Source organism: Bradyrhizobium sp. UFLA05-108, from assembly GCF_059803455.1.
In genome coordinates this window covers 123427-139030 of the sequence record NZ_JBANAZ010000002.1, presented here as the reverse complement: position 1 = coordinate 139030, position 15604 = coordinate 123427, and the positions used below count along the sequence as shown (strand labels likewise).

The 15604-nt window shown below is 66.3% G+C and carries 15 protein-coding genes; 5 read left to right on the top strand and 10 right to left on the bottom strand.

What is annotated here, in order from left to right; translation table 11 throughout:
- Positions 1–2 precede the first annotated feature (2 nt).
- From SO140_RS01890 to SO140_RS01870, 5 genes are read right to left on the bottom strand one after another with little or no spacing between them, the layout of a single operon-like run.
- Entirely contained in the window at positions 3–632 is a 630-nt protein-coding gene (locus tag SO140_RS01890) for a precorrin-8X methylmutase (RefSeq protein WP_498542223.1), read from the bottom strand.
- Complete coding sequence (gene cobG / locus SO140_RS01885; RefSeq protein WP_498542222.1) at positions 632–1795, bottom strand: precorrin-3B synthase; 1164 nt, start codon at positions 1793–1795, stop codon at positions 632–634. Before cobG ends, SO140_RS01890 begins: the two co-directional genes overlap by 1 nt.
- A complete protein-coding gene (gene cobN / locus SO140_RS01880) occupies positions 1792–5040 on the bottom strand; it encodes a cobaltochelatase subunit CobN (RefSeq protein WP_498542221.1) in 3249 nt (1082 codons plus the stop codon). The genes cobG and cobN overlap by 4 nt, the downstream gene beginning before the upstream one ends.
- Positions 5040–6089, bottom strand: a complete 1050-nt coding sequence (gene cobW, locus SO140_RS01875; RefSeq protein ID WP_449377407.1) for a cobalamin biosynthesis protein CobW — start codon at positions 6087–6089, stop codon at positions 5040–5042. The genes cobN and cobW overlap by 1 nt, the downstream gene beginning before the upstream one ends.
- Complete coding sequence (locus tag SO140_RS01870) at positions 6086–6460, bottom strand: DUF1636 family protein (RefSeq protein ID WP_449377408.1); 375 nt, start codon at positions 6458–6460, stop codon at positions 6086–6088. Before SO140_RS01870 ends, cobW begins: the two co-directional genes overlap by 4 nt.
- Before the next feature lie 274 nt (positions 6461–6734).
- Here SO140_RS01870 and cobO point away from each other — a divergent pair, with 274 nt between their 5' ends.
- Entirely contained in the window at positions 6735–7370 is a 636-nt protein-coding gene (cobO, locus tag SO140_RS01865) for a cob(I)yrinic acid a,c-diamide adenosyltransferase (RefSeq protein ID WP_449377409.1), read from the top strand.
- A gap of 7 nt (positions 7371–7377) precedes the next feature.
- Positions 7378–8826, top strand: a complete 1449-nt coding sequence (locus tag SO140_RS01860) for a cobyric acid synthase (RefSeq protein ID WP_498542220.1) — start codon at positions 7378–7380, stop codon at positions 8824–8826.
- A gap of 3 nt (positions 8827–8829) precedes the next feature.
- On the opposite strand, the gene cobD is transcribed toward SO140_RS01860, so the two are convergent.
- Both cobD and cbiB read right to left on the bottom strand, forming a co-directional pair.
- Entirely contained in the window at positions 8830–9795 is a 966-nt protein-coding gene (gene cobD, locus SO140_RS01855; RefSeq protein ID WP_449377411.1) for a threonine-phosphate decarboxylase CobD, read from the bottom strand.
- A 9-nt stretch (positions 9796–9804) separates the two neighbouring features.
- Positions 9805–10743 carry an adenosylcobinamide-phosphate synthase CbiB gene (cbiB, locus tag SO140_RS01850; RefSeq protein ID WP_449377412.1) on the bottom strand — a complete coding sequence of 313 codons (939 nt, stop codon included), beginning with the start codon at positions 10741–10743 and terminating at the stop codon, positions 9805–9807.
- 123 nt (positions 10744–10866) lie between these two features.
- Between cbiB and cobU the strand changes: the two genes are divergently transcribed.
- Genes cobU through bluB form a run of 3 tightly spaced genes read left to right on the top strand, consistent with a single transcriptional unit; the run spans position 10867 to position 12789 of the window.
- Positions 10867–11370: a bifunctional adenosylcobinamide kinase/adenosylcobinamide-phosphate guanylyltransferase gene (gene cobU / locus SO140_RS01845; RefSeq protein ID WP_449377413.1), complete on the top strand. Its 504-nt coding sequence runs from the start codon at positions 10867–10869 to the stop codon at positions 11368–11370.
- 4 nt (positions 11371–11374) lie between these two features.
- Positions 11375–12154, top strand: coding sequence for an adenosylcobinamide-GDP ribazoletransferase (gene cobS, locus SO140_RS01840; RefSeq protein ID WP_449377414.1), 780 nt, complete (start codon positions 11375–11377; stop codon positions 12152–12154).
- 2 nt (positions 12155–12156) lie between these two features.
- Positions 12157–12789: a 5,6-dimethylbenzimidazole synthase gene (bluB, locus tag SO140_RS01835; protein WP_449377426.1), complete on the top strand. Its 633-nt coding sequence runs from the start codon at positions 12157–12159 to the stop codon at positions 12787–12789.
- Positions 12790–12798: 9 nt separating this feature from the next.
- On the opposite strand, the gene SO140_RS01830 is transcribed toward bluB, so the two are convergent.
- Genes SO140_RS01830 through SO140_RS01820 form a run of 3 tightly spaced genes read right to left on the bottom strand, consistent with a single transcriptional unit; the run spans position 12799 to position 15598 of the window.
- Entirely contained in the window at positions 12799–13848 is a 1050-nt protein-coding gene (locus SO140_RS01830; RefSeq protein WP_474797136.1) for a LacI family DNA-binding transcriptional regulator, read from the bottom strand.
- Positions 13845–14489 (bottom strand): ThuA domain-containing protein, encoded by a 645-nt coding sequence (locus SO140_RS01825; RefSeq protein WP_027521114.1) that lies wholly within the window; start codon positions 14487–14489, stop codon positions 13845–13847. The genes SO140_RS01830 and SO140_RS01825 overlap by 4 nt, the downstream gene beginning before the upstream one ends.
- 11 nt (positions 14490–14500) lie before the next feature.
- Positions 14501–15598: a Gfo/Idh/MocA family protein gene (locus tag SO140_RS01820; protein ID WP_449384607.1), complete on the bottom strand. Its 1098-nt coding sequence runs from the start codon at positions 15596–15598 to the stop codon at positions 14501–14503.
- Positions 15599–15604 lie beyond the last annotated feature (6 nt).

Here is a 15604-nt window from a genome sequence, read left to right as displayed (position 1 = left end):
CTCTATTCGCTCCGGCTCGCCAGCGCATTCACGGCGGCAACGGTAATCGCCGAGCCGCCGAGGCGCCCGTCGACCGCCAATGCCGGCGCCGGCGGATTCGCCATCAGGGCTGCCTTGGATTCGGCCGCGCCGACGAAGCCGACCGGACAGCCGATGATCGCCGCCGGACGTGGACAGTTTTCGTCCTCCAGCATGTTCAGCAGGTGAAACAGCGCGGTCGGCGCGTTGCCGATCGCAACGATCGCACCGTTCAGATGCGGCCGCCAAAGCTCGAGCGCCGCCGCCGAGCGCGTGTTGCGCATGGTTTCGGCGAGCGCGAGCACGGCAGGATCGCCGAGCGTGCAGATGACGGCATTGTTCGCCGGCAGCCGCGCGCGCGTAATTCCTTCCGACACCATGCGCGCATCGCACAGGATCGGCGCGCCGCTCTCGAGCGCCGCGCGCGCGGTGCGCGCCATGCCGGGCGTGAAGCGGACATTCATCTCGAGCCCAACCATCCCAGCGGCATGGATCATGCGCACGACGACCTGCTCTTCGTCCGGCGTGAAGCGCGCGAGGTCGGCCTCGGCACGGATGGTCGCAAAGGATTGCCGATAGATCGCCGCGCCGTCGGTCTCGTACACGTGCGGCATCAGCGCCCTCCCATTAGCACGGAGGGATTTTTGACGATCTCGGCGCCGCTCAGACCACGCCGCACAGGCATATCGCGGGTCGAGCCGCAACGGACGAAATCAAATCCGTCACGAGTTGCAACGAGCGTAAGCGTTGCCGGTCCCGAATGCGCGCAACCCTTGGCGCAGCCGGAGACGTGAAGCCGCGCATCAGGCGCGATGTGAGGCGCGAGCGCGGCAGCAAGCGTGCGGGTGTCGGCATGTGCCTCACGGCAACGCGGCGCGCCGCTACAGGCGATCACGCGCAGCGCGGGATCATCGGCCCGGGTGATGAGGCCTTCACCGCCCGGCAGCTCGCGCATGCCCTCCGCCAAAATCATCCGCCACGGCGTCATGCGCAGCGCCGGCGCGCAAGAGGCAAGATGAGTGAGCGCCGAATGCGGCAACTGCCCAAAGGCCGCACCAATCATCGCGCCTTGCGGGTAAAGACCAGGACGGGCTGCAGCTGCCGTGACGGCAGGCTCGACCTCGCCACGCAAGGCGTCAGGCAATTTCGCGCCGGCAGCGATATGTGCTGCCATCCGCCCTCGCCCGACCTTGGCGTCACGGGATGCCACGAACCACTCTGCCAACGCGAGCGCCGCGGTCACAACTTCTCGCCGCGTAACCGCGCGCCCGACTTGCGCGCCATCGGCACGCACCATGAGCGCCCCCGTACGGTCGCGCTCGATCCGGATGTCCGCGGATGCGCTCGTCAGCACACGCTCACGACCGTCATCAATGGCAAAGCCGAACTTGGTCGGAAGATCGAGCGCGCTACCCGCAAGAGCCTGCTCGAGCTCGTCGGCGAGCAGGCAGGTGTCGTCGCCGGCGTTCCAGAATGGCGTCACCAGAATATTGCGTCGTGATTCGGTCTCCGGATCGGAATCGAGCAGGCCCAATTGCGCGAGGCCGTCGAGGAGAGGCAGATGCGCCGCCTCGGTCACGCCCCTCACTTGAAGATTGGCCCGGCTGGTCACGTCGATCAAACCGTTGCCATACCGCGCGGCAAGCTCCGCAATGCCTGCCGCCTGCGCCGCCGCCAGCCGGCCGCCATGCGGGCGCACGCGGACCACGAGGCCGTCACCCGACAGCATCGGCCGCAGCGCGCCGGGACACCAGCCCTTGATCGCGACCGCGCTCATGAGGCCTCCTTCAGCGCCGCCGCGATCGAGTTGCGGCGGGTCTTCCAGAGGGCAGCTTCGTGCAGGCGAGCGAAGCAGATTTCGATCGCAGCCAAGGCGGCCGGATTTTCCCGCGCCATGAACGACCTGACATCGTCGTTGCCTAGGGTCGCATCATAATAGACATCGAACAGATACGGCGGCACGGCGCCCGCCAGATGCGCGAATGCGGCCATGTGCTCGAGCGTCGCAGTGATCTCGGCAGCGCCGCGAAAACCATGGCGCATCATGCCTGCGATCCAGTCCGGGTTGGCGGCGCGGGCGCGAACGACGCGCGAAATCTCTTCCGTAAGCGCGCGCGCCTGCGGCTGGTCGGGCCGCGTCGCGTCGAGGTGATAGAGCGACGGCGCGGCCACGCCTAGCTTTGCCGCCGCAGCCGCAACGCCCGCCTCATGCGCGGCATAGTCGGCGGCGAGCAGCAGGTCTGTCTCTGGCAGATCCTGCACATGGACGAAGGCGTTGGCGCTGGCGAGCCTCGTCTCGATGCCGGCGCGATCGGGCCGCATCTCGCCGTCTGAAGACAACGCCCAGGATGAGGCCGACAGCCAGGCCTCGGCGGCCGCCTCGCGCGAACCTTCAGTGAAGACATCCGGTATCGAGGAGAGGCCGACGCCATATTGTCCGGGACGTGGCCCGAACACGCGCGCGGCGCGCGTGCGATAGGGATTTTCGTTACCCTCGCCTTCGCGCGTCGAGAGTGCCTCGCTGGCCGCCTCGAACAATTGCGCAAGGCCCGCGAAGACGTCGCGGAACAGTCCCGACACGCGAAGTGTGACGTCGATGCGAGGACGGCCGAGCTCGGCCAGCGCGATCATGTCGTAGCCAGTCACGCGTCCTGATGCGTGATCCCAGCGCGGCGCGAGCCCGGCCAGATGCAACGCCATCGCAAACTCCTCACCCGCCGTGCGCATGGTCGCGGACCCCCAGAGATCGACGACGAGCCCCTTCGGCCAGTCACCGTGATCCTGCAAGTGGCGGCGCAACAGTTCTTCGGCGAGCTTCACACCTTGCGCATGCGCCGACGGCGTCGGCACGGCGCGCGGATCGACGGCGAACAGGTTGCGCCCGGTCGGCAGCACGTCCTGGCGCCCGCGATAGGGCGAGCCCGCTGGCCCGGGGGCGACGCGCCTGCCGGACAGCGCCGCAATGAGCGCGTCCCTCTCCGCTTCGCCGCAAGTCCCCCGACCGAACACATGCAGGCCATCGCCGAACTGGCTTTCCTTGAGATCGCAGACGAAACGGTCGATGCGTGGAATCGCTTCGGCAGATAGCGCCGATGCGGCAAGGCCGAGGTCGGCGTCGAGGCCGGCCGCGTGCGCCTCGTCGCGGATAGCGGCAATGAGCCGGTGCCGGCGCGCGGGATCGAGACCGTCGGCGGTCGAATATTCGTCGAGCAGCTGCTCGAGCCGGCGCAAGCCCTCCGGCACCGCGGACTTCGCCAGCGCCGGTGGCAGATGGCCGATCGTCACCGCACCGGTGCGCCGCTTGGCCTGCGCGGCCTCGCCGGGGTCGTTGACGATGAAGGGATAGACGACAGGCAGACCGCCGATCAGCGCCTCGGGCCAGCAGGACGACGACAACGCCACGGATTTCCCCGGCAGCCATTCCAGCGTGCCATGCGCGCCCATGTGCACGACGGCGTCCATGCCCTGCTGCCGGAGCCAGAGATAGAACGCGACATAGGCATGGCGCGGGGTGCGCGAAAGATCGTGATAGTCGGCGTCGCGGTGACTGACATAGCCACGTTCCGGCTGCACCGCGATGATAGCCTTGCCGCTTCTGATCGCCGCGAAATGAAATGCGCCGCCGCGGCAGCTCGGATCATTCTCCGGCGGCCCCCAGGCGCGGGCCAGATCGTCCTGCAATGCCTGCGGAAGGCGGGAAAGCGCCGCGCGATAATCGGCTGCGCTCCACGTCAATTCCTGTTTCAGCAAGTGATCGCCGAGAGCACTCTGTGGTTCAACATCGAAGCCGGCTTTGCTGAGATCACAGAGCAGCACTTCGACGGAGGCGAGCGCATCGAGCCCGACCGCGTGGGCGATCTGGTGCGGCCGACCGGGATAGTTGGAGAGCACGATCGCCAGCCGCTTCTCGCTTGCCGGCTTCTCCGCGAGCCGCTGCCAGGCCGCCACGCGCGCAACGACGGCGGCAATGCGCTCTTCGTCCGGCCGATGGGCGAGATGGGCGAATTGCAGATCAGGATCGCGCTCGCCAGCCGACTTGAAGCTCACCACGCCCGCAAACACGCGGCCGTCGACCTCCGGCAGCACGACGTGCATCGCAAGATCGCCCGGCGAAAGCCCGCGCAGCGATTCGGCCCAGTCCTCACGACGTGCCGTAGAGAGCGCGACCTGGAAGACCGGGCATGACGCAGCATCGAACGGCGTCGTGCCGTCATCGCCAAGCGCAGAGAACGCCGTCGCGTTGACGATGGCCGCTGGCAGACATTGTGCAAACAGTGCGCGTAGCCAATCCGCCACGCCGGGCGCTTTCAACGATGTAACGAAGACACCAAAGGCTTCGAAACCTCTCTCGCGCAGCGCTGCGATCAGCGCATCGACGGGCGCAGTATCGGCGGCCGTGAGATAAGAGCGATAGAAGGTCACGATCGCGCGAGGTTTTCCGCCGGGGTCGGGCAGCGCCCCGACAACGCCGCGTCCCGGCTCGTAAAATCCAATCTCGGGAACCTCGATCTCACCTACCACCGGTCCCGCATAGAGACCCGAGGCCAGCGCAAGCTGCGCGATCGCGGCTTGTGCGGCGACCGGTCCGCCCTTGTCGCAGAGCACTTTCAGCCGTCTGAGCGTCGAGACCGGCAAGGTCGAGAACGCATCCAGCCGTTCATCGTCGCGACCATCCGCTGGCAACACGGCAAGCGCGATGCCGCGGTCCTTCGCCAGTTGCTGCAGGGCTGCAAGCCCATACGCCCAATAGGACTCGCCGCCGATCAGGCGCAGCAGAATGCCGCGCGCTTGCGACAGCGTCCGCTCGATATAGGTGTCGACCGACAACGGATGACGCAGCTCGGCGAGATTCGCCAGCCGCAGCGACGGCAGGCTCGCGCACCCTCGCCGCCAACCAGCCGCGAACGCGGCGAGATCTGAGTCCGAGAACGAGAGCACCACGAGATCGGCCGGATCCTGGCCGATGTCCCTTGGCGTCGCAGTCTCTTCCAGACCACGGCTCTCGCGGAAGACGACGTGCATCAGATCCCAAGCCCTGAGATACCAAGTCCTGCCTTGATCGCGGTCTCGTCGATGTCGCCATGCTCGCCGATCACGACCAGCTTGGATTGCCGGGGACGCACGCCCCAGGGCTGATCGAACTGGTGCCGCACGCGTTCGCCGACCGATTGCAGCAACAGCCGCATCGGTTTGCCCTTGACCGCGATATAGCCCTTTGCGCGCAGCACGTTCTGCTCGCGCGCCAGCCGTTGCACCGAGGCGATCAGCGCCTCGACGTCGACGACCTCAGGCAGATCGATCACGACGGAGTTGAAATCATTGTGCTCGTGATCGTCCTCGCCGTCGTGATGCGAGGGGCGCGCGGCGAGATCATCTTCGGCCGCCGCCTCAAGACCGAGGATCACGCGCAAGTCCACCGCGCCGTCGACGACCGGCAGCATTGGAACGGGGCGCGGCATTTCCGCCGCGATCGCCGCCTTCGCTGCTTCGAGTCCCGCCGCGCCGGCAAGATCGGCCTTGGTCAGGAGCACGATATCGGCGCAGGCGATCTGGTCCTCGAACACCTCCGACAGCGGCGTCTCGTGATCGAGATTCTCATCCGCCGCGCGCTGCGCCTCCACCGCAGCCGGATCGGGCGCGAAGCGTCCGGCCGCGACAGCCTCGGCGTCGGCGAGCGCAATCACGCCGTCGACCGTGATGCGTGAGCGGATCTCCGGCCAGTCGAACGCTTTCAGCAGCGGCTTCGGCAAGGCCAGCCCCGACGTTTCGATCAGAATATGATCCGGCCTCACCCGACGTGCGAGCAGTTGCTCCATCGCCGGAATGAAATCGTCGGCCACGGTGCAGCAGATGCAGCCATTGGCGAGTTCGACGATGTTTTCCTCCGGGCAATTGGCATCTGCGCAGGATTTCAGGATCTCGCCGTCAACACCTTCGCTGCCGAATTCGTTGACGAGCACCGCGAGCTTCTTGCCGTTGGCATTGCTGATCAGATGCTGGATCAGCGTCGTCTTGCCTGATCCCAGAAAACCCGTGACGACCGTGACCGGGACTTTTGCGAGCGTGTTCATTCGGCGGCCTCCGGCACGACGGCGATGGGGGGAATGCGGGCAAGCGATTGCTTGCGGAAGATTTCGGGGCGGCTGCGCCATGGCACGATGCCGTCGGGCGCAGCCGCGTAAGCCGAAGCGCCTGCGATCACATCGTTCGCATTGGCATCCGACAGGCGGCCGTAGACGTAGGACCATCGGCCCGGCGCGCTGAGTGCGACCGAGCAGCCCTGGCTACACGCCGAGAGGCATTCGACGGGAACCAGGTTGACGCCCTCGGGCACGCCGGCCTCGAGGATCGCGGCATGCAGCCGTGCGCCGGGCGTGGCTTCACCTTCGCCGGGTGTCTGCCCGGCGCGGCAGGTGATACAAACGTGAAGTGTGACGGCCATCGCCCCTTCCAGGATATCTGCGGGAGGCGATGAGGCGCACGAACCGCTCGAAAGAGGGTCCGTTTCCCCGTCGCGGAACACCCCGTCCGCCGGTCCAAAACAGTCGCGCTGGCAGGTCTCCCGGCTGTCTCTTATACACATAAAAAATTTTTTTTTTTAATGATACGGTGTTTTCTGAGATCTACACCCTAGAGCTCCTGTCGTAGGACAGGAACCAACACTGGCCCACCATTTGCCCATGGCCGCCACTTGTCAAGCCGAAGGACCATTTCAGATGACGCCTGAACCGGATACCCCAGCGGTGCAAGACACCGACGCCCGGCATGCCACGAAAATGGCGAAGAAGAAGGTTGCCCGCGACAAGATCATGGCGACCAAGAGCGGCGAAAAGGGGCTGATCATCGTCCATACCGGCGCGGGCAAGGGCAAGTCCTCCTCCGCCTTCGGCATGATCGTTCGCTGCGTCGCGCATGGCTTCCCTTGCGCGGTCGTCCAGTTCATCAAGGGCGCCTGGGATACCGGCGAGCGCCGCCTGCTCACCGGGCATTTTGGCGATCTCTGCCAGTTCCACGCCATGGGCGAAGGTTTTACCTGGGAGACGCAGGACCGCGCCCGCGACATCGCCGCGGCGAAGGCCGGCTGGGAGAAGGCGAAGGAGCTGATCCTCGACCCCAATTTGCGCATGGTCGTGCTCGACGAGATCAACATCGCAATGCGCTACGACTATCTCGATATTGCCGAGGTCGTCGACTTCCTGAAAACGCAGAAGCCGCCGCTGACGCATGTCGTCCTCACCGGACGCAACGCCAAGGACGAGCTGATCGAGATCGCCGATCTCGTCACCGAGATGACGCTGGTGAAACATCCGTTCCGCTCCGGCATCAAGGCACAAGCCGGCGTCGAGTTCTGAGACTTCGATGGCGCGCGCATTGATGATCCAGGGAGCGGGCTCGGACGTGGGCAAGTCGCTCGTCGTCGCGGGCCTTGCGCGTGCCGCAAAGCGCCGCGGCCTGCGCGTGCTTCCCTTCAAGCCGCAGAACATGTCGAACAATGCGGCGGTGACCGTCGATGGCGGAGAGATCGGCCGCGCGCAGGCGCTCCAGGCGCTCGCCGCCGGCGTCGAGCCGCACACCGACATGAATCCCGTGCTGCTCAAGCCCGAGACCGATGTCGGCGCGCAAGTCATCGTCCAAGGCAAGCGCATCGCCACCGCGCGCGCCCGCGACTACGCGGCGATGAAGCCGACGCTGATGGGCGCCGTGCTCGAAAGCTTCGAACGGCTGAAGACGCGCGCCGATCTCGTGCTGGTCGAAGGCGCCGGCAGCCCGGCCGAAGTCAATCTGCGCAAGGCCGACATCGCCAATATGGGCTTTGCCCGCAAGGCTGATGTTCCGGTGGTGCTGGTCGGCGACATCGACCGCGGCGGCGTCATCGCCCAGCTCGTCGGCATCAAGACCGTGATCGATCCTGACGATGCCGCGATGATCCAGGGGTTCGTCATCAACAAGTTCCGCGGTGATCCCACGCTGTTCGACGACGGCTACCGGCTGATCCAGGACAAGACATCCTGGCGCGGCTTTGGCGTGCTGCCCTGGTTTAACCGCGCCGGCGAATTGCCGGCCGAGGATGCACTGGGATTGGGCGACGCGCGAAGGCCCGGCAGATGCAAGATCGCGTTTCTGGCGCTGTCGCGGATCGCCAATTTCGACGATCTCGATCCGCTCAAGCTCGAACCAAACGTTGACCTCGTGATGGTCCGTCCCGGCGAAGCCATCGCGGGCGACGTACAGCTCGTCATCATCCCTGGCTCGAAATCGACGCGCGGCGACCTCGCCTTCCTGCGCGCGCAAGGCTGGGACATCGATCTCCTCGCACATCACCGCCGCGGCGGGCACGTGCTGGGTGTCTGCGGCGGCTACCAGATGCTCGGCCGCAGCGTGGATGATCCCGAAGGCATCGAGGGCTCGACCGGCGCGACAGCCGGCCTCGGCCTTCTCGACGTGACGACGGTGATGTCGCCGCAAAAAACACTGACGCGCGTCACCGCGCGCCATGCCGGGACCAGCGAGCCGATTGACGCTTACGAGATTCACATTGGCCGCACCGATGGGCCGGATCGCGCGCGTCCCTTCGCGATGCTCGATGGTGCACCGGAGGGCGCCATCTCCAGCGATGGGCGCGTGCACGGCAGTTATCTGCATGGGCTGTTCACGTCGGACGGTTTCCGCAAGGCGTTCCTCGCGCAGCTCGATATTCCCACGACAGACCAGCCATACGGCGCAAGGGTCGAGAGCGCGCTCGACGCACTCGCCGATCACATCGAGGCCCATCTCGACGTCGAAGGCCTGCTCGCGCTGGCGCGCTGAAGGTCAACTGGAGAGCGTTGACGCAAGACGCGCCCATTCCCTCTCGTCGCCCGGCAGGCCCAGGCGCAGCCAATTCGGCTGCTGGCTGAAGACGCGCGACCAGATCCGGCCGCGCGCGAGCTTATCCTGCGCGGCAAGCGCATCACCGACATCGTACAGACGAAACAGTGGCGTGCCGCCGATCAGCCGCCATCCTTGCGCAGTCGCCATGGCATCGAGACGTGCGCAGTCTTGGCCGAGCCGCGCCGTCGTTGCGCTGGCCCATTCGCGATCGAGCAGCGCGCGCCGACCGACGGCGATCGCAGCGCCTGAGACCGGCCACGGCCCCGCCATCGCTACGAGCGTTGCAATGTCCGCTTCCGCGCCGAGCACAAAGCCAAGGCGCAAGCCTGCCAATCCGTAAAACTTGCCAAACGAGCGCAGGATCAGGAGGCCGCCCTGGCCAGCTTCGGGCGCGAGCGAGAGTTCGGGCAGCGCATCGGCAAAACTCTCATCGATCACGAGGCGACCGACGCGCGGCAAGATTGCAAGCAGATCGGCCTTGTCATGCTGCCGACCGTCGGGATTGTTGGGATTGACGACGACGGCGAGATCGGCACCAGCGAGCGCGTCGAGATTGGAGACCTCGGCAACGTCCCAGCCGACCGGAGAAAGCACCGCGGCATATTCATTGTAGGTCGGCGCGAGAATGCGCGCGCGGCCCTTGCGCGACAAACTCGGCAGACACTGGATCGCCGCCTGCGCGCCGGCCATGGCGAGCAGCGGCGCCTGCGTTGCATAGGCCTGCCGCGCGGCCTCGTGCAGCGCTTCAATCTCGGATCGCGACGGCAGCGCACGCCATGCGTGCTGTTCGATCTCGCCCACCGCGTAAGGCTGCCGATTGATGCCGGTCGACAGATCGATCCAGTCCTTGATGCGCCCGCCGAAACGCTGCATCGCGGAGTCGAGATTGCCACCATGCTCGCGCATCGCCGCCCCTCAAACCAATGCCAATGCTACGAGTAAGCCGCCCAGCAGCAGCATCGCGCGAACGTAGAGTTTCAGGCCCAACCGGATGTCAGCGCCAAGCGGATCGCGCGCGCCCGCGTTCAGCCAGGGCTCCTCGGTCACAGCGCCGTGATAGCTGCGCGGCCCGCTCAGGCGCACGCCGAGCGCACCCGCCATTGCCGCTTCCGGCCAGCCGGCATTCGGCGAGCGATGGCGATTTGCATCGCGCGACATGCAGGACAAGGGCGCCCAAGGGTGCGCCGTCACCAGCGCGAACAACAGGCCCGTCAGCCGCGCCGGAATGAAATTGGCGACGTCGTCGATGCGCGCGGCTGCCCAGCCGAACCAGAGGTGACGCTCGGAGCGATGACCGATCATGGAATCAAGCGTGTTGATCGCCTTGTAGCCAAGGATGCCGGGCAGGCCGAGCAGCGCGCCCCAAAACACCGGCGCCACGATGCCGTCGGAAGCATTCTCTGCGAGGCTCTCGAGCGCCGCACGCGCAATCCCGGCCTCATCGAGGGACGCGGGATCGCGGCCGACGATCTCTGCGACCGCAAGCCGCGCCGCGTCGATATCGCCCGACTGCAGGCGCTGCGCGACGGCAGCGACGTGATCGTGGAGCGAGCGCAGTGCGACCAGCGGCCAGGCCAGAACCCCAAGCAGGACGGCGCTCCACCCGGGAACGAGCCAGCTCTGCACGATCCAGCCGATGCCGGCGCACAACGCGATCACCAGAAGTGCGGCGGCGACGCCGGCCATGCGCCGCGCCTCGGGCGCATCTTTGGACCTGTTCCAGTTGCGATCGAGCAGAGCGATCAACCTGCCGATCCAGGTCACGGGATGGCCGATCCGCGCGAACAATGCGGCGGGCCATCCCCAGATGGCATCCACAGTCATCGCTACCGCCATCGCACCGGCAAATCCCACGTCACATCTCCTCGCATGCCCTGATGCGCAAGATTTGGGTCACAGCGCAAGCCCCTCCTCGCCGATTTCGGCTTTGTCTTTGCACCCGTTTGGTGGTTAGTGCGGGTCAGAACGGGAGGTTTCATGGCGGTTGTCCTGATCACGGGAGGGGCGAGGTCCGGGAAAAGCCGTCGCGCCGAGGCGCGCGTCCGCAGCTTTCCCGGCCGGCCCGTCTACATCGCGACCGCGGAGGCGCTCGATGCGGAGATGGCGGAGCGGATCGCGCACCATCGCGCCCGCCGCGGCGACGAGTGGATCGAGCGCGAGACGCCGCTCGATCTCGTGGCGGCGCTCGATGCGACCGACGGCGGCGGGGCACGGCTCGTCGACTGCCTGACGCTGTGGCTCTCCAACCTGCTCCATGCCGGCCGCGACTGGTCGAACGAGGCAGCGCTGCTCGCCGCTGCACTTCGCAGGCAACAGAGCCCGGTGATCCTCGTGACCAACGAGGTCGGCCTCGGCATCGTGCCCGACAATGCGCTGGCGCGCAGGTTTCGCGATGCCGCAGGCCTGCTGAACCAGGCGGTTGCCGAAGTCGCCGACGAGGTCGAGCTCGTGGTTTCGGGCCTGCCGATGAAGGTCAAGTGAAGCTATGACCAACCGCACGCAACTCACCGCCATCGTCACGGATTTGCGGATCGGCGTGTCGCTCGCCACCATCCTGCCGCTCGGCCCGTCGACGCCGGTCGGCGATGGCGACATTGCGCGTGCGGGCTGGACACTGCCGGTCGCGGGATTGCTGATCGGTCTCCTCAGTGCCGGCGTGTACGGAAGCGCACATGCGCTCGGCGTGACGCCCGGTCCCGCCGCGATGCTGGCGCTTGCGAGCACGATCATCATCACCGGAGCACTGCACGAGGACGGGCTCGCGGACGCCGCCGACGGTCTCGGTGGTTCGACGCGCGCGCGAAAACTCGAGATCATGCGCGACAGCCGGATCGGCAGTTTTGGCGTGTGCGCGCTCATTGTCTCGCTAACACTGCGCTGGAGCGCTCTCGCCGCCATCGCCGCCCCGCGCTCGATCCTCATCGCTCTATTGCTAGCGCATGTCGCCGCGCGCGCAGGCCTGCCGCTGTTCATGGCGCTGGTGCCGCCGGCGCGAACGGATGGATTGTCCGCGGGCGCCGGCCGGCCCGCAGGGCCAAACGCCGCCATTGCGCTCGGCCTCGGTGCCATCGTACTCGCGATCGGCTTTGGGCCGGGCAAGGCAATCCTGGCCGTGATCCTCCTCGCCTTTCTCGGCCTGCTGATCGCCTGGCTCGCGATCAGGCAGCTCGGGGGACAGACCGGTGATATACTCGGTGCTTACGAGCAAGTCGCCGAGACCGCCATCCTGCTGATGGCCGCCTCGCTGTTTCATGCGGCCGCCTGATGATGGTCTCTTTTGACGACGATTTCCGCCGGCAATTGCGCGAGCTCTTCGTCTGGCGGCGCGACGTGCGGCGCTTCCGGAGAGACCCGCTGCCCGAGGGCACGCTGGAGCGGCTGATCGACATCGCGTGTCTCTCGCCATCGGTCGGGCTCAGCCAGCCCTGGCGCTTCGTGATCGTCGAGGATCCGGCGCGGCGCGGCGCCATCATCGACGACTTCAAGATCTGCAACGCGGACGCGCTCAAAACCTATTCCGGCGAGCGCGCCGCGCGCTATGCCGCCCTCAAGCTCGCCGGCCTCGAAGAGGCACCCGGACATCTGGCGGTGTTTTCAGAAAAAACGTGCGAGACCGGGCACGGCCTCGGCCGCGCGACGATGCCGGAGACCCTCGACTATTCAGTCGTCGCCGCAATCGTCTCGGCCTGGCTCGCTGCGCGCGCCGACGGCATCGGCATCGGCTGGGTGTCGATCCTTAACCCCGCCCGCGTGCGCGAGATTCTCGACGTGCCCGTCAACTGGAAATTCATCGGCTATCTCTGCATCGGCTATCCCGAGGCCGAGCTCGATCGTCCCGAGCTCGAGCGGGTCGACTGGGAACACCGGCGGCCGTCGACGGACGTCACGATCCGGCGCTGAGGCGCTCTGTCACGGCAGATTGTCCCGCAAGAAGATATCGATGCGGATACGCTCCTGGTCAGCACTGATCGGCTCGCCCGAGCAATGCGCGAGCAACACGCGCGCGGCGGAGCGCGCCTCGTGGCCGGGATCCTGGTTGATGATCGCATCGATGGTGCCGCGCACCAGAAAGCGCCCCGTGAACTGGGTGAGCTCGTGGGCGATCCAGACCACATCGCGGGCACGACCCGAGGCTTCCAACGCCTCCGCGATGCCGCGATTGCCCGCTCCGCAGGAGTAGATGCCAAGCAGATCGGACCGTCGCGACAAGAGCTCTGTGGTCAGTACGCGCGTGCGCTTGCTGTCGTCGCGCCCCTCCAGCACCGGCAGCACAACCAGATCCGGATATTCGCTCGTCAGAATCTGGTGGAAGCCAAATTGTCGCTCGGTGTGATCGCGTAGCGACAGCGAGCCGGCGATGACGGCCACGCTGCCTGTGCGTCCCGAAAGGAAGCGTCCCATCAGGGTCGCAGCCGTGCGACCGGCGGCCGGATTGTCGATACCGACATAGTGCAGGCGCCGCGCGCTCGGCGCGTCCGAGACCAGCGTCACCACGGCAACCCCGCGGGCCGCGAGATCGTCGATCGCAGCACGCACGCGCGGATGATCGAGCGCGATGACGGCGACACCGTGATAGGCCGTCGACAGCTCTTCCAGGGTGCGGGCCAGCACGTCCGGGTCGAACACGTCGACGTGCAGGATATCGATGAATCCGCGCTGGCTCGCGAGCCATTCAGCCGTACGTTGCACTTGCTCGGTCAGGTTGGTCATGAAGCTGTTGCTGCCGGTCGGCAGCACGAAGGCGAAGCGGAACGTCTGGCCACGAGCGAGCCGGGCGGCGGCGACATCGGCGCGATAGCCAAGCTTTGCGACCGCCGCCTCCACGCGCGCCACAGTTTTGGCACGCACGCCTTCGCGACGGTTGACGACCCGATCGACAGTTGCGAGCGACACTCCGGCCATGCGCGCGACGTCTTCCAGCGTCGCGCGCATGGCCGATTGCGTCTCGCCGCCCGTCATCCGCGCGCGGCCCACAGCATGCCGCGGATCATCATGGTCCTGATCTCGGGCACGTCCAGTTCATAGGCGCGGTGGCCGAGCGAGGAATAAAACACCCTGCCCTCGCCATAGCGCTTCTTCCAGACCACGGGCATCACCACGCCCTCGATCCAGGGCGCGTGCTCGCCGGAAAACGTCGTCGTGGCCAGCACTTCGTTGGCGGGGTCGACATGCATGTAGTACTGCTCGGATCGATGCTCAAAGCTCTTCAGACCCTTCATGATGGGGTCATCCGGCTTCGTCAAGTCCACCCTGTAGTCGATGATGTTGCCGGGATGGGCAACCCACTGGCCGCCGCAGAGGAATTGATAATCGACGGACTCCCGGAAGGCGTCGCACATGCCGCCATGATGACCCGCGAGTCCGACGCCGCCGCGCACGGCCGCGCAGAGGTTGAGCGCCTCCGGCTTCTCGATCTTCGACATGGTGTAGATCGGAATGATCAGCGAGAGGTCGTGGATCGCGGGATCGGCGAACGCCGCCGTCGTGGTCTCGATACGGACCTCGAAGCCTTCCTGCTTCAGCCAGCCTCGTATCATCGAGGCGCACAGATCAGGATCGTGTCCCGGCCAGCCACCCCATACAATCATTGCCTTGCGCATTGTCATGATCCTCAGTCGATCTGTCCGGTCTCACGCCCGGCCGGCAACATCGCCGGCCGCTCGACGCGGCTCTCGATTTTGACGCGGCGTCCCTCATCGGCGGAGGCCTGGAACGCTTCCATCGCCTCCAGCACGTGGAAAGCGAGCGCGCCGCTGGCGCGGTGCGGCCGGTTGGTGACGATTGCGGTTGCCATATCGGCGACGCCGATCGAGCGGAATTCGCCTTCGACATGGCCATGGGTCAGCGGCACGGCCTCCCACTCGCCGCCGGTCTTCGCCACCTGCACCTCGCCGCCGAAGCGGTTGGGATCGGGGACCAGCATGCTGCCCTTGTCGCCATAGATCTCGATCGGCGCATGTCGGTGCTTCGGCACGTCAAAGCTCATGGCGATCGAGACCACCGCGCCGCTTTCAAATTCAAGCGTGCCGGCCACGTGGGTTGCGACCTCGACAGGGATCATCTGGCCGTTCATCGGCTGGCTGGTCACGAGACGCTCGGATCTCGGCCGCGCGGTCGAGCCCATCACGCTCGCGACGGGACCGAGCAGTTGCACGAGGTCGGTGATATAATATGGCCCCATGTCCAGCATCGGCCCGCCGCCGCGCAAATAGTAGAAGCCCGGCGCCGGATGCCAGCGTTCGTGGCCAGGGCACATGAAGAATGCGCTGCCCGCGACCGGCGTGCCGATGGCGCCGTCGTCGATCAGCTTCCGCGCCGTCTGGTGGCCGCCGCCGAGGAAGGTGTCCGGCGCGCAGCCAACACGCAGGTTCTTTTGCGCGGCGAGATCCATCACCTTGCACGCCTCGGCGACATTGACGCCCAGCGGCTTCTCGGAATGAACGTGCTTGCCCGCGTTCAGGACCGCGAGGCTGACGTCGGTGTGGGCGAGCGGCACCGTGAGATTGACCACGATCTCGATATCGTCGCGCTTGAGCAACTGGTCCACGCGCATCGCGGGCAGGCCGAACTCGGCCCCCCGTTTTTCCGCCGCATCGCTGCGCATGTCGGCGAGCGCGCGAATGTCGAGGACCGGGAAGCCCTGCGCTGCCTTGAGGTACGCGGTGCTGATATTGCCGCAACCGATGATGCCGATGCCGACTTTTCTCATTCTTGT

What these genes read in the sequence shown, in the direction of transcription:
- SO140_RS01890 (WP_498542223.1), bottom strand. Translation starts at nt 632, where the DNA reads ATGCCGCACGTGTACGAGACCGACGGCGCGGCGATCTATCGGCAATCC.
- cobG (WP_498542222.1), bottom strand. Translation starts at nt 1,795, where the DNA reads ATGAGCGCGGTCGCGATCAAGGGCTGGTGTCCCGGCGCGCTGCGGCCG.
- cobN (WP_498542221.1), bottom strand. Translation starts at nt 5,040, where the DNA reads ATGCACGTCGTCTTCCGCGAGAGCCGTGGTCTGGAAGAGACTGCGACG.
- cobW (WP_449377407.1), bottom strand. Translation starts at nt 6,089, where the DNA reads ATGAACACGCTCGCAAAAGTCCCGGTCACGGTCGTCACGGGTTTTCTG.
- SO140_RS01870 (WP_449377408.1), bottom strand. Translation starts at nt 6,460, where the DNA reads ATGGCCGTCACACTTCACGTTTGTATCACCTGCCGCGCCGGGCAGACA.
- cobO (WP_449377409.1), top strand. Translation starts at nt 6,735, where the DNA reads ATGACGCCTGAACCGGATACCCCAGCGGTGCAAGACACCGACGCCCGG.
- SO140_RS01860 (WP_498542220.1), top strand. Translation starts at nt 7,378, where the DNA reads ATGGCGCGCGCATTGATGATCCAGGGAGCGGGCTCGGACGTGGGCAAG.
- cobD (WP_449377411.1), bottom strand. Translation starts at nt 9,795, where the DNA reads ATGCGCGAGCATGGTGGCAATCTCGACTCCGCGATGCAGCGTTTCGGC.
- cobU (WP_449377413.1), top strand. Translation starts at nt 10,867, where the DNA reads ATGGCGGTTGTCCTGATCACGGGAGGGGCGAGGTCCGGGAAAAGCCGT.
- cobS (WP_449377414.1), top strand. Translation starts at nt 11,375, where the DNA reads ATGACCAACCGCACGCAACTCACCGCCATCGTCACGGATTTGCGGATC.
- bluB (WP_449377426.1), top strand. Translation starts at nt 12,157, where the DNA reads ATGGTCTCTTTTGACGACGATTTCCGCCGGCAATTGCGCGAGCTCTTC.
- SO140_RS01830 (WP_474797136.1), bottom strand. Translation starts at nt 13,848, where the DNA reads ATGACGGGCGGCGAGACGCAATCGGCCATGCGCGCGACGCTGGAAGAC.
- SO140_RS01825 (WP_027521114.1), bottom strand. Translation starts at nt 14,489, where the DNA reads ATGCGCAAGGCAATGATTGTATGGGGTGGCTGGCCGGGACACGATCCT.
- SO140_RS01820 (WP_449384607.1), bottom strand. Translation starts at nt 15,598, where the DNA reads ATGAGAAAAGTCGGCATCGGCATCATCGGTTGCGGCAATATCAGCACC.